This is a genomic window from Bradyrhizobium sp. LTSP857, assembly GCF_000938285.1.
Taxonomy (GTDB): domain Bacteria; phylum Pseudomonadota; class Alphaproteobacteria; order Rhizobiales; family Xanthobacteraceae; genus Bradyrhizobium.
In genome coordinates this window covers 19,021-32,233 of sequence record NZ_JYMS01000016.1, presented here as the reverse complement: position 1 = coordinate 32,233, position 13,213 = coordinate 19,021, and the positions used below count along the sequence as shown (strand labels likewise).

Genomic DNA, 13,213 nt, shown 5'->3' with positions numbered 1-13,213 from the left:
GCGTCAATCGGGCCCGCCGGCTTGTCCGTGTTCCGCCGGGGCCAGGCAGAATGCGACGGCCGCGCCAACGTCGGCAAACATCCGGTCGGGCACGGGCGGGGCCTGGTCCGGATAGCGCTCGACATCGCGGCAGGCAAAGCCGGTGCGCACGCCATAGGTCTTGAGCCCCATGGCGCGACCGGCGCCGATATCGCGCAGGCTGTCGCCGATCAGCACGGAGCGGCCGAGGTCGATGCCAAAATCGGCAATGGCCCTGCGAAACAGCAGCGTTCCGGGCTTGCGGCATTCGCAGGCGATCTGGAAGTCCGGCGCGCCGCCCGGCCTTCCCCGCTCCGGATGGTGCGGGCAGAAATAGATGGCATCGACGAGGCCGCCGTCCTGCGCCAGCAATTCGCGGACCCGTGCGAAAATCGTCTCAAGGCCGGCGAGCGTGACAAAGCCCTTTGCCACCTGGGCGCGGTTGGTGACGATGATCGCGAGATAGCCGGCCTCGTGCGAAGCCCGCACGGCCTCACCCGCGCCTGGGATGAGCCGCACGTCATCCGGCCCCAGCACGCCATGGCCGCCGGGCTCCTCGTTCAGCACGCCGTCGCAGTCGAAGAAGATGGCAGGGCGCATCAGGCGGATTTTCCGGCCGGTTCGGTATGCTTTTAGTGCGTCACCTGGACGGAGCGAAGCGAAAATCCCATATCCAAACCCTATTGTGCTGCGCGTCGTCCGCGGTCTATGAGCTGCGGCAAAGCCGCCATCCATGGAGATTCTATGCCAGCCCCAGGCCAAAGCCCTGAGCGGAGCGCGAAGGCGCTGCTGCTCGAAGGCGTCAATGACAGCGCCGTCGACCTGTTCAAAAGCGCGGGCTTCACCAATGTCGAGCGGCTGACCAAGGCGCTGGACGGCGAGGCGCTGCGGCAGGCGCTCAAGGGCGTGTCGCTGCTCGGCATCCGCTCGCGCACCCAGATCACTGACGACGTACTGGAGGCCGCCGATGGGTTGCTCGCGGTCGGCTGCTTCAGCGTCGGCACCAACCAGGTCGATCTGTTGGCGGCGCGCAAACGCGGCATTCCCGTGTTCAACGCGCCATTCTCCAACACGCGCAGCGTCGCCGAGCTCGTGATCGGCGAGATCGTGATGCTGCTGCGGCAGATTTTTCCCCGCTCGGTGTCGGCTCATGACGGCGGCTGGGACAAGTCCGCGACCGGCAGCCGCGAGGTGCGCGGTCGCACGCTGGGCATCATCGGTTATGGCAATATCGGTTCGCAGCTCTCGACATTGGCCGAAGCGATGGGCATGCGGGTGATCTATTACGACCGCACCGACAAGCTCCGCCACGGCAACACCGAGCCGGTCGATAAGCTGGAGGAACTGTTGGCGCAGAGCGACGTGGTCAGCCTGCACGTGCCGGAAACGCCGGAGACCGCCGGCATGATCGGCGGGGCCGAGCTGCGGGCGATGAAGCCTGGCTCGTTCCTGATCAACAACAGCCGCGGCACCGTGGTCGATCTCGACGCGCTGGCGGCCGCGCTGCGCGACGGTCATCTTGCGGGTGCCGCCATCGACGTGTTTCCGGTCGAGCCGTCCTCGAACGCGGAACGCTTCAAGAGCCCGATGCAGGGCCTCGGCAACGTCATCCTCACGCCGCATGTCGGTGGTTCGACCGAGGAGGCGCAGGAGCGCATCGGCGGCGAGGTGGCGCGCAAGCTGGTCGACTTTTTCATCACCGGTTCCACCATGGGCGCGGTGAATTTCCCCGAAGTGCAGTTGCACTTACGCCCCTCCGGCGCACGCTTCAGCCACGTTCACCGCAACGTGCCGGGCATGCTGCGCCGTCTGAACGAGGTCTTCCTCCAGCGCGACATCAACATCGCCGCGCAATATCTGGAGACCGCGGGCGACCTCGGCTACGTCGTGCTCGATGCCGACCTCGGCGGCCAGGATTCGGCGACGTTGTTGGCGCAAATCCGCGGCCTCGATGGTACGATCGGGGCGCGGCTCGTGTTCGAACACTAAACGGCGAGAGCCCCACGTTCCAGTTGCATTCCGCCGCAAAGGCTCTCTACACTGCGCTGCCGTCTTCGACGCGGATGTGACAAATCGCGTCGAATTTGAGTTTCAGTTGCGTGGGTGCCGCCATGGAACGGGACGCCGTACTGATCGATCTCGCGCTTCAGGGCGGCGGTTCGCACGGCGCCTTTACCTGGGGCGTGCTCGATCGCCTGCTGGAGGAAAAGTGGCTCACCATCGCCGCGATCTCCGGAACCTCCGCAGGCGCGATGAATGCGGCTGTGCTGGCCGATGGCTGGACAGCCGGTGGCGCCGAGGGTGCGCGTGATGCGCTCGAACAATACTGGCGCCGTGTTTCGAAGGCCGCGGCCTTCAGCCCGCTCCAGCGCTCGCCGCTCGACCGGCTGATGGGGCGCTGGACGCTCGATACGTCGCCCTTCTACATCCTTACCGATCTGATGTCGCGCGTACTGTCGCCCTATGATCTCAATCCGACCGGCTACAATCCGCTGAGCAAGGTTCTGGCCGAGAGCATTGATTTCGAGCGCCTCGCGCGCTCGCCAATCAAACTGTTCATCACCGCGACGCGCGTACGCACGGGGCGCGGGCGGATTTTCCGCAACGCCGAGATCACGGCTGATGTGCTGCTGGCATCGGCCTGCCTACCGACCATGTTCCGTGCAATCGAAATCGACGGCGAAGCCTATTGGGATGGCGGCTTTGCCGGCAACCCGACCATCACGCCACTGATCCGCGAGAGCGACGCGCACGACACCATCCTGGTACAGATCAATCCGACCGAGACGCTCGAAGAGCCGCGGACGGCAGCGGAGATTCTCAATCGACTGAACGAGATTTCGTTCAATTCGCCGTTGATGAAAGAGTTGCGCATGATCGCGCTGCTGCGCCAGGCCGCCGACCCCGGCAGCGGCGAAGGCGCGCGCTGGGCGCAGATGCGGACGCACCGCGTCAAGAGCGACATGCTGGCGAAGTTCGGCGCCTCATCCAAGCTCAACGCCGAATGGGAGTTCGTCTCGATGCTGCGCGCCGAAGGACGTCAGGCGGCCGAGACGTTTCTCGACGAGCATGGCGCGGATGTCGGCCAGCGCACGACCGCCGATCTCGACGTTCTCTTGTCGGAGTGCTGAGACGTGGGCCTTCTCGGCATTCTGGTGGGGCTCGGCCTGCTCGTTCTCTTTGCCTTTCGCGGCTGGAGCGTCCTGCTGCTTGCGCCGTTCGCGGCCCTGGTGGCGGCGTGGTTCGGCGGCGAGCCGCTGCTGGCGAACCTGACGCAGGTCTTCATGGTGAACGCGGCGGGATTCCTGGCGCAGTTCTTCCCGATTTTCCTGCTCGGCGCCGTCTTCGGCAAGCTGATGGACGATAGTGGCGCGGTCACGTCGGTTGCCGGCTTCATGGCGAAACGCCTCGGCGAGCGGCGCGTGATCCTGGCGGTCGTGCTGGCCGGTGCCATGGTCACCTATGGCGGCGTCAGCCTGTTCGTCGCGTTCTTCGTCATCGTTCCGATGGCCCGGTCGCTGTTTCGTGCGGCTGCGATTCCGCGCCGGCTGATCCCGGCCGCGATCGTGCTGGGGACGTCGACCTTCACCATGTCGGCGCTGCCGGGCACGCCGTCGATCCAGAATGCGATCCCGATGCCGTTCTTCGGCACGACGCCGTTTGCCGCGCCGGGCCTCGGCATCATCGCCTCCCTAATCATATGTGGTGCGGGATTGTGGTGGCTGCATCGCGCCGAAGGCGCGGCTCGCCGAGCCGGAGAAGGCTATGGCGAAGACGTCGAGGATGGGACGGAGCACGCCGTCGATGACGAACTGGTCCGTGAGCATGCGACGACGGCGCGGGAGTTCGATCCGGCGGAGATCCGGCATGGACGGCGCAGCGAGGCATCTGCTCCGGTAGTGAGTGCCATCCTGCCGCTGGCCGTCGTCGTCGCTGTCAATCTCGCGATGTCGCTCCTGGTGCTGCCGCGGCTCGATGTCTCGTATCTGAGCGAGCAACGCTTCGGCGAGACATCGTTGGCCGCGGTCGCAGGTGTGTGGTCGGTCAGCGTCGCGCTCGGCGCGGCCATCGTCACGACCATCATCCTGAACTGGACCCGGCTTCCCTCTCTGCGGCAGACCATGGACGCCGGAGCCAATGCGTCGGTCCTGCCGGCGTTGAGTGTCGCCAGCCTCGTCGGATTCGGCGCGGTCATCGCGGCACTGCCGGCGTTTGCGACCGTGCGCGACTGGGTGCTCGCGATCGAGGGCGGTCCGCTGGTCTCGCTTGCGGTAGCGACCAACATTCTGGCCGCGCTGACCGGCTCGGCATCCGGCGGCCTGACCATTGCCCTCGACGCGCTCGGCCCGACCTATGTCGAGCTCGCCGCGCGCACCGGCATCGACCTTTCGCTGATGCATCGCGTCGCGGTCATCGGTTCGGGAACGCTGGACATCCTGCCGCACAATGGTGCGGTGGTCAGCCTGCTCGCGATCTGCGGCCTGACCCATCGCGACAGCTATCTTGACATCGTGATGGTGGGCATCGTGACGTCGCTCGTGGCGCTGGTGGCCGTGATCGCCCTGGGCAGCGCGCTCGGATCGTTCTGAACGGAATGACAGCGTGAGCGATTGACGGCAGGGCGAAGGTTGCATTGAATGCGGCCAACTGTAGAACGCAACAAAATCGAGAAAACCGGGTGGAAACGATGGCGCGAATGAGTGCAAGGCTGTGTGCGTTGCTCCTGGGTTCGGCGGCGGCACTGAGTGCGGGTACTTCGTCCGCGGCGACGCTGGCGGAGGACGCCGATACGGCCTGCAAGGGCTTCGTCGGCGGCACTGACGCCGCGAAGATCGATTCCGCGACATTGCAGGCGCCGTCCACGCTCGCCGTTGCCGAGCGCGGGCCGACACCATCGGGGCGCGTCACGCCGGCTAATCCCGCCTTCTGCAAGCTGCTCGGCCATATCGACCCTGCCGATCCCAAGGCGCCGCCGATCAAGTTTCAGGTCAACCTTCCCGTCGAATGGAATGGGCGTTCGGTCCAGTATGGCGGCGGCGGCTTTAACGGCGTGCTGATCACGGGGCTTGGGCTGCCGCCGGCCTATCCCTTCGACAAGCCGTCGCCGCTGGCGCGCGGCTTCGTTACCTACGGCACCGATTCCGGTCATGAGTCCAGGCCGGGCGAACCGCCGCAGCTGTTCGCGCTCAACGACGAAGCCTTCGAGAATTTTGCCCATCGTGCCTACAAGAAGGTGCGCGATGTCGCGGTCGTGCTGATGGAGCGCGCCTACGGCAAGAAGCCAGACAAGATGTACTTCATGGGCTCGTCCGAAGGCGGCCGCGAAGGCCTCACCATGGCGCAGCGCTATCCCGACGATTTCAACGGGATTTTCGCACGCGTGCCCGTCATCAACTGGGTCGGCCTTCAGCACGCCGGCACCCGCTCGGGCCTCGCGACCATGGGCGACGGCTGGATCAATCCGGCGCAGGTGAAGCTCGTCGGCGACGCCGTGCGGGCGGCTTGCGACAAGGCCGATGGCTCCGACGACGCGCTGGTGCAGGATCCCGTCGCCTGCAAGGCGGCGTTCAAGGTCGAGACGCTGCGCTGTGCGGACGGAAAGACGGGCGATCAGTGCCTCAGCGAGGCGCAGATCAAGGCGGTCAACACGCTGCATGCGACCTACAAATTCCCGTTCACGCTTGCCAACGGTCTCGACGATTATCCGGGCTGGGGCGTCTCCGGCGAGGATACGCCGGCGATCGGCCCGACCGGCGGCTGGCTCGCATGGTGGCTCGGCACAGCCCCGCCGGCGCAGCCGCCTGCACCCAACAACGGTATCGCCTGGATCTACGGCGCCGGCGGCATTCAATATGTGTTCGCACGCGATCCCAAGCTCGACGTCACCACCTACAAGGTGGAGGAGCACAAGGCACGGCTGCTTGAAGTCTCGAGTCTGATGGATTCGACCGATCCCGATCTCAGCCGCTTCCGCGCCCGCGGCGGCCGGCTGATCATGCTTGAGCACATGTCGGACTATGCGCAGAGCCCCTATGCCGGCATCCGCTATTTCGAGAGCGTCGAGCGCAAGCTCGGCAAGGCCGAGACCGCGGAGTTCGCGCGGCTCTACACCGCGCCCGGCGTCGACCATGTCGGCTCCGGCGCGCCGGCCAATATCGACATGCTGAGCGCGTTGGTCGACTGGGTCGAGAAGGGCAAGGCGCCCGGTGATTTGGAGGTCACCGAGCAGAGGCTCGAGGCGCCATCGTTTGCGGTGTTGCGCGCAATGCCGCTGTGCCGCTGGCCGGCCTGGCCGCATTACAAGGCGGGCCCGGTGGCGGAGGCGGCAAGCTTTGCTTGCGCGCCGTAGCGAACGGCGCGCAACTCCGGCGAGGCGTCACCCCGCTGCCATCGCCTGTGCGCCTCCCAGCAATCGCGCATTGAGCCGGCCGCCGGAGAACAGCATGTCGTCGAGGGCTTCGTCGATATCGGCGGAGATGACGGAGTTGCCGCCATCGCGTGCGAGGCTCGCCTGCGCCAGCCGTCGCATCAATTCCTTGATGAATGCGCAACTCGTACCGTCACTGCGCCGGGCCGCCTCGGCGACCACCGCGTCCTCGATTGGCAGTCCTTTGCCGTAGAGCCGGACCAGCTTGCCGCGGCCCGTCTCATCAGGAAGCGGCACTTCGATGGCTTGGTCGATGCGGCCGGGGCGACCGGCGAGGGCGCCTTCGAGATCTTCCGGCCGGTTGGTGGTCAGGACGAACAGGATGTCCGCATCCTCCTTCAGCCCATCCATTTCGTTGAGCAATTTGTTCAGCATGGATTCCTCGCACGGTCCCATGTGATCGCGATCGCGAGCAATGAGATCGACATCCTCGATCACCACCATCGAGGGCTGAAGCAGTCGCGCCAGGCTCATATAGGCACCGAGAAGGCCGATCTGCTCGGCGGTGATGATCAGCGTCGTATGTCCGGGCAGATGCGTTGCGAGGTAGCGGATCGTGTGGGTCTTGCCGGTGCCGGGCGGTCCGTACAGCAAAATGCCCTTGCGCGTCGACTGGCCGAGCCGGCGCAGCTGATCGCGGATGCCGACAAAATTCAACACGTTGCGATCGAGCAACCGAAGGGTCTGCTCCGGCAGGATCACCTCGTCCCGTGCAACCGGCGGCAAACGGTGCACGGTGATGCCGCGCGAACGGCCGCGATAGTCGCTGTCGGCATCAAGCGAGAGGATCTTGCCGCGATAGGTCCGCGCAGCCTGTACGGCCTCTTCCAGCTCACTAAAGCATTGCTGGACGAGCGCCGCGCCTGCGGAACCTGACGGCACCAGGATCTCGATCCGAATTCCCGGCTCGCGGCTGTACTCGCGGTGCGCGCAGAGCAAAACCGCATAGCGAAGACCATCGTGCTCGCACAGCCATAGTCCGTTATCCAGACACTTGACCGGGCTCTTCTCGCCGACGTCGACGTCGGAATATTGCAGCGGGGCAATCGGGAGCGCATAGCGGCCCTCCTTGAGGAGCCGCGACACCGATAGCGTTTCATAGCGCTGCTCCTCGTTCAGCCCGAACAATCTGACGGCCTTGCCGAAGAGCCGGTCGACCGCGGCCTGGACGTCGACCCGCATATGGCCCGGAAACTGCCGGATCGTGGTGACAAGCTTGCTGCGCGGGACCTTGGTAAAGTGCCAGTCCATTACGTCGCAGGCAAAATCGAACTCTTCTTCCGCTTCATCGGCCTTGTCATCTGCCGCGCGCATGCAGTCGCTGCACAGCCAGATCGTACGGCTTCCGATCCGTACGTCCATCCGGCCTTCGGGCTTGCCGCAGAGCTCGCAGGGCGTCTTGATCGCCTCGAGCGTGATCCGAAGGCTGTGACCTTGCAGGGAAACGCGTTGCTGCGCCGATGTGAACAAAGCTTCCGCGACGGATTGCGGATAGGGCCCGCAGACCGCCTTTTCTTTCTGCTCGATCTGAGTGATCAGCGCAGCCGCTTCGCGTTCCGACTTGCCGAAAACCTGACGGAGCAAATCGATGACGAACTGATCCGGAGTGTCGTCGTCATTGTGAATGACGAGTTGGGCCGGCTCGTTCTCACCACGCGTACTCATCACGACATGCTCCATGGCAATCTAAGATTGAATGGAACATATAGGGAACATAGAATAATGCGGCCGTCAAGTGTGGCGGCCGCATTAAATTGGCGATCGGCTCTCGACCCCTTTAGTGCGCGCCACCCCCGCCGGCCGCCTTGACGCGCCGCGTCAGCAGCACCGCGATCGCGGCGAGCACCAGCACCACGCCGATCACCGCAAACGTGTCGGAATAGCCCATCACCAGCGCCTGACGCTTGACGGTCTTGCCGAGCGCGATGATGGCCTGCTCACGCGCGGCGTTGGGGTCGGGCACGCCATGGGCCATGAAATAGTCCGTCAGCTGCGCGATGCGGGTGCGGACTTCTTCGCGGCCGAGCGTGATGGAATGGCCGATGATGTTGGAGTGGAACTGCTCGCGCTTGGTGACGATGGTTGCGAGCACCGCGGTGCCGATGGCGCCGCCGAGGTTACGCATCATGTTGGAGATGCCGGAAGCCGCGGGCGCATCCTGCGGCGCGACGCTGCCGAGGCTCAGCGCAGAGAGCGGCGCCAGGGTGAGCGCCTGGCCGATCGCACGCACGACATTGGGGACGAAGAACTGATCGCCGGAATAGTCGAGCGACATCATGATGTTCATGAAGGAGCTCGCGGCGAACAGCAGCAGGCCGATCGTTGCGATATAGCGCGCGTCGAACCGCTGCATCAGCTTCGGCACCAGCGGAATCAGCAGGAGCTGCGGCAGCCCGGTCCATGCCAGCACATTGCCGATCTGCTCGGCATTGTAGCCCTGGACCTGGCCGAGATAGGCCGGCAGCAGATAGACCGAGCCGAACAACGCAAAGCCGAGGAAGACCGCGGCGAGCGTGCCGACGCCGAAATTCCATTGCGTCAGCAGGCGCAGGCGCAGCAGCGGCTTCTCCACCACGAGCTCATTATAGATGAACAGCGACAGGCTGATCGTGGCGATAATGGCTAGACGCACGATGAAGGGCGAGCCGAACCAGTCGTCCTTGTTGCCTTCCTCGAGCACGGCCTGGAGCGACGCGAGGCCAACCGCCATCGTCGCAATGCCGAACCAGTCGCCTTCGCGCAGCAGCCCGAGATTCATCGGCTGGCGCTCCAGCGTGAAGAACAGGATGGTCACCATGATCGCGGTCGGCAGCACATTGACGAAGAAGATCGTTTGCCAGCCGTAATTCTCGGTGAGATAGCCGCCGATGGTCGGGCCGATCGCCGGCGCAAAGGTCACGGCGAGCGAGAACATGGCAAGGCCGATCGGCTGCTGGCCTTTCGGCAGCTTGGTGAAGACCAGCGTGAAGGCCATCGGGATCAGTACGCCGCCGAAGAAGCCCTGGAGGCCGCGCATCGCGATCATCGAGGGCAGGTCGTGGGTGAAGGCGCAGGCGACGGAGAATGCCGCGAACAGCGTCGCGAAGCTCAGCATGATGTTGCGGAAGGAAAACATCCGCGACAAATAGTCGGTCAGCGGAATCACGATGATCTCGCCGATCAGATACGACGTCGAGATCCAGGATCCGTTGTCGACACCGGTGCCGATGCCGCCTTCGATGTTGAGCAGCGAGGCGTTGGTGATCTGGATGTTGAGGATCGCCATGAAGGCGCCGATCATTGCCGCGAATACCGCGATCCAGATCGTTGCGCTCGCCCGGTTGGGATCGGCGGCGGTGCGCTCAGGCGTCGCGGCCGGCGTTGCGGGTGCTGGCGTCGAGATTGAGAGGCTGTTTGACATGGCACGACCCTCCGGAAACAAGCTTGGCTTTCGATGTTGTTTGGGGCGTCGTTGCCGCTTGCGCGGTCGGCGCTGAACGGGTTGCGATGGTCGGAATCACGGACATGCCGGGCCGCAGCTCGATCGCAGGCGCGGTCTCGGCATCCAGCGCGATCTTCACAGGAATGCGCTGCACGACCTTGGTGAAATTGCCGGTGGCGTTGTCCGGCGGCAGCAGGGCGAATTCCTGGCCGCTGGCCGGCGCGATGGAATCGACGTGGCCGTGCACCAAATGGCCCGGGAACGTGTCGACCTCGATCTCGACCTCTTGCCCGGCGCGGACGTGGGTGAGCTGGGTCTCCTTGAAATTGGCCACCACATAGGCGCCCTCAGCCGGCACGATCGACATCAATTGCGTTCCGGCCTGCACATATTGGCCGACGCGGAGCGTGCGGTTGCCGACGACGCCGTCGATCGGGGAGACGATCGTCGAGTAGCCGAGATTGAGCTCGGCCTGATGCTGGAGCGCGGCCGCGCGAGCGGCGGCGGCCTTGGCCTGCGTGATCTCGGCCTTCAGGAGCTCGACCTGCTTGAGGGCTGAGGCGAGATTGGCGGTGTCGCGCTGGATCGCGGCCTCTGCACCGGCGTTGCGCGCCTGTGCTTGCTGCGCGTTCTGCACGCTGCCGTAGCCTGTTGCCGCAAGGTCGGTGTAACGCTTGTTCTCCTGCTGGGCGAACATCTGCGTGGCATTGTCGACATCGATGGTCGCTTTGGCCGCGGCGATCACGGTGTCCTGAACATCGAGCTGGGCCTGTTTGCTCGTCACCGTTGCATTCGCAGCGGCGACATCGGCCTTGGCCTGATCGAGAGCGACCCTGAAGTCGCGGTCGTCGATCCGGGCCAGCACCTGGCCTGCCTTCACATGCTCGTTATCGCCGACCAAAACGCGGTCGAGATAGCCGCTGACCTTCGGCGCGATGGTGGTGTTGTCGGCCTTCACATAGGCGTCATCGGTGGAGACTAGGAAGCGGCCGACCGTCCAATAGTCGTAGCCGTACCAGCTTGCGCCGGCCAGCGCGGCAGCCGCCACACCCACCAGCAACAGATTGCGAAGGCTGAGCTTTTGACGGCGGGCCGGGGATGGCACGGCGGGCAGGACGCCTTCCGGCGGCAACGTGGGAACCACGGTGGATTCGGTCTTGGGCGGGGCGGTGTGCACGGTCATGGCCGGCTCCCTGAATTAGGAAACTTGATAATTTCCAAAATAGGATTAGCTTCGGGACTGTCAATAGAATGACAGGCATCATGTAAAGACATGGCTCAGGCAAAATCTTCGATGGCAGAATCTTCAACGGCCAAATCTTCAACGGAATGCCGCCCGCGCGGGCGGCCGCCAGTGCGCAGCGACGAGGAGACGAAGCGGATCGTGTTCGACGCCGCGCGACACGCCTTCGCCGTCGATGGCTATGCCGCGACCAGCACCGAAGAGCTGGCGCGCGGTGCTGGTATCTCGACCAAGACGCTCTATCGCCTGTTTCCGGGCAAGGCTGCGCTGTTCGAAGCGATGTGCGCTGATCGACTCGAGCGGCTTCTGTCCGCCGTCGATCTCCAGGCCAGCGGCGAGGTCGATATCGAAACGGGACTGCGCGCTGCGCTGCTCGCCTGCGCCGATCTGGCGCTCGATCCGGAAGTCGTCGCTTTGCAGCGCATGGTGCTCCAGGAATCGGCCGCGTTCCCAGATCTCGCTGCGAACTTCTACAAGAACGGCATTTCCCGCACCGCCATTGCGCTGGCGCGATGGCTCCGCGCCCAGGTGAAGAAGAAGCTGATCGTGATCGACGACGTCGACGAGGCCGCCGGCATGCTGATCGGCATGGTCGCCTCGGCGCCGCAACGTGCGGCGATCTATGGTGGCATGCCGCTGCCGTCGCGCAAGGACATCGAGGGACGCGTGCGAACCTGCGCGGCCCTGTTCCTGGACGGCTGTCGCGCCGCATCGGCCTAGCGGTAGCCCTTTGACAAACCTCGTCACCTCCGTTATCTATTTCGCATGCGAAATAAAGAGACCGCGGCGAGGCATCACCGGCTGATCTACCTGCTGAGCGTCGCGCAGCGGCGGTTGCAGCGCTGGATGGCGGCGCGGCCTGAGAATGAGGTGACGCCGGCGCAGGCGGGGCTGCTGTTCATCCTCGGCAAGCAGGACGGCATCTTGATGGGCGAGGCGGGTGCCGCGCTTGATCTTGGGCCGGCCGGCATTTCCGGCCTCGTCGACCGCACCGCAGCCGCAAAGCTGGTCGAGCGGCGCGCGGATAGCGAGGACGGACGTGCTTGGCGCGTCTGGCTGACGTCGAAAGGCCGCACTGCACTCGCGCAAGCGAAGGCGGGCGCTGCCGAGGTCAATGCGGCGTTGACGGAAGGATTTACCGGCGCGGAGATCGATATTGTCGCGCGCTGGCTGACGAGCATTCAGGATAAATTCCCAAGAGGAGAGACCAATGACTGAGCATGTCCGGATCGAGAACAACGGCGGAATTCTCACCCTTACGCTGGCGCGTCCCGACAAGAAGAACGCGTTGACGGATGCGATGTATGGCAAGCTTGCCGACACCATCGAATCCGCCGAGCTCGATGCGTCCGTCCGCGTCATCCTGATCCGCGGCGAGGGCGACATGTTCACGGCCGGCAACGACGTCGGCGAGTTCGCGGCTGTCGCGGCGGGCAAGTCGGAAGGGAGCCGTAACGTCGTGCGCTTCCTCCAGTCGCTGGCGCGCAGCACCCGGCCACTGGTGGCAGCCGTGCAGGGCCGCGCCGTCGGCGTCGGCACCACGATGCTCTTGCATTGCGACCTCGTCGTGCTCGCCGACAACGCCCAATTGTCGACGCCGTTCGTCAGCCTCGCGCTGGTGCCGGAAGCTGCCTCCAGCCTGCTGATGCCGGCACGCATCGGCTATGCCCGCGCTTACGAGATGTTTGCGCTCGGCGAAACCGTGCCGGCCAAGTCTGCGCTGGAATGGGGGCTCGCCAACAGGGTCGTGCCGCTCGACAAGCTCGATGCCGAGGCGCTTGCGCTCGCCCAACGTCTCGCCCGCCAGCCGGCCGGCGCGCTCACCGCCACCAAGCGGCTGATGCGCAATGGCGAGGCGCTGGTTGCGCAGATGAATGCGGAAGGCGAGCACTTTGCGCAGCGTCTACGTACTGCCGAGGCGCGCGAGGCCTTCACGGCGTTTGCCGAGCGCCGTCCGCCGGATTTCACCAAGGTCGCGTGATGCCGTAACCTACTAAAAGCATTGGCAAATCTGGAATTCTTGCCAATTCGATTAAAGCCTTAACGGAACATTGGCATGTCGCTGTGCAAGGTGGCCTCTCGCGAAGAGTAGGCCCCGTGACTC

General features: G+C 64.7%; 11 protein-coding genes. 7 read left to right on the top strand and 4 right to left on the bottom strand.

Features of this window, described 5'->3' with window-relative positions:
• Window positions 1-3: 3 nt before the first annotated feature.
• Window positions 4-618 (bottom strand): D-glycero-alpha-D-manno-heptose-1,7-bisphosphate 7-phosphatase, encoded by a 615-nt coding sequence (locus UP06_RS07820; RefSeq protein WP_050031584.1) that lies wholly within the window; start codon window positions 616-618, stop codon window positions 4-6.
• A 144-nt stretch (window positions 619-762) separates the two neighbouring features.
• Between UP06_RS07820 and serA the strand changes: the two genes are divergently transcribed.
• From serA to UP06_RS07800, 4 genes are all read left to right on the top strand, one after another.
• A complete protein-coding gene (serA, locus tag UP06_RS07815; protein WP_045001871.1) occupies window positions 763-2,007 on the top strand; it encodes a phosphoglycerate dehydrogenase in 1,245 nt (414 codons plus the stop codon).
• A 122-nt stretch (window positions 2,008-2,129) separates the two neighbouring features.
• Window positions 2,130-3,149, top strand: a complete 1,020-nt coding sequence (locus UP06_RS07810) for a patatin-like phospholipase family protein (protein ID WP_045001869.1) — start codon at window positions 2,130-2,132, stop codon at window positions 3,147-3,149.
• 3 nt (window positions 3,150-3,152) lie between these two features.
• Entirely contained in the window at window positions 3,153-4,607 is a 1,455-nt protein-coding gene (locus tag UP06_RS07805) for a GntP family permease (RefSeq protein WP_045001867.1), read from the top strand.
• A gap of 98 nt (window positions 4,608-4,705) precedes the next feature.
• A complete protein-coding gene (locus UP06_RS07800) occupies window positions 4,706-6,367 on the top strand; it encodes a tannase/feruloyl esterase family alpha/beta hydrolase (RefSeq protein ID WP_045001865.1) in 1,662 nt (553 codons plus the stop codon).
• Between the two features lie 27 nt (window positions 6,368-6,394).
• Here UP06_RS07800 and UP06_RS07795 read toward each other — a convergent pair whose 3' ends face one another.
• The 3 genes from UP06_RS07795 to UP06_RS07785 form a co-directional block, all read right to left on the bottom strand.
• On the bottom strand, window positions 6,395-8,110 hold the full coding sequence (locus UP06_RS07795) for an ATP-dependent Clp protease adaptor ClpS (RefSeq protein ID WP_045001961.1): 1,716 nt from the start codon (window positions 8,108-8,110) through the stop codon (window positions 6,395-6,397).
• 112 nt (window positions 8,111-8,222) lie between these two features.
• Window positions 8,223-9,845: an MDR family MFS transporter gene (locus tag UP06_RS07790; protein WP_045001863.1), complete on the bottom strand. Its 1,623-nt coding sequence runs from the start codon at window positions 9,843-9,845 to the stop codon at window positions 8,223-8,225.
• The gene (locus tag UP06_RS07785; protein WP_045001862.1) at window positions 9,787-11,049 is read right to left on the bottom strand and encodes an HlyD family secretion protein; all 1,263 of its coding nucleotides are present in this window, start codon (window positions 11,047-11,049) and stop codon (window positions 9,787-9,789) included. The genes UP06_RS07790 and UP06_RS07785 overlap by 59 nt, the downstream gene beginning before the upstream one ends.
• A 171-nt stretch (window positions 11,050-11,220) precedes the next feature.
• Here UP06_RS07785 and UP06_RS07780 point away from each other — a divergent pair, with 171 nt between their 5' ends.
• From UP06_RS07780 to UP06_RS07770, 3 genes are read left to right on the top strand one after another with little or no spacing between them, the layout of a single operon-like run.
• Window positions 11,221-11,829 (top strand): TetR/AcrR family transcriptional regulator, encoded by a 609-nt coding sequence (locus UP06_RS07780; RefSeq protein WP_349509924.1) that lies wholly within the window; start codon window positions 11,221-11,223, stop codon window positions 11,827-11,829.
• Window positions 11,830-11,874: 45 nt separating this feature from the next.
• Complete coding sequence (locus tag UP06_RS07775; RefSeq protein ID WP_045001859.1) at window positions 11,875-12,327, top strand: MarR family winged helix-turn-helix transcriptional regulator; 453 nt, start codon at window positions 11,875-11,877, stop codon at window positions 12,325-12,327.
• On the top strand, window positions 12,320-13,090 hold the full coding sequence (locus tag UP06_RS07770; protein WP_045001858.1) for an enoyl-CoA hydratase: 771 nt from the start codon (window positions 12,320-12,322) through the stop codon (window positions 13,088-13,090). The genes UP06_RS07775 and UP06_RS07770 overlap by 8 nt, the downstream gene beginning before the upstream one ends.
• Window positions 13,091-13,213 lie beyond the last annotated feature (123 nt).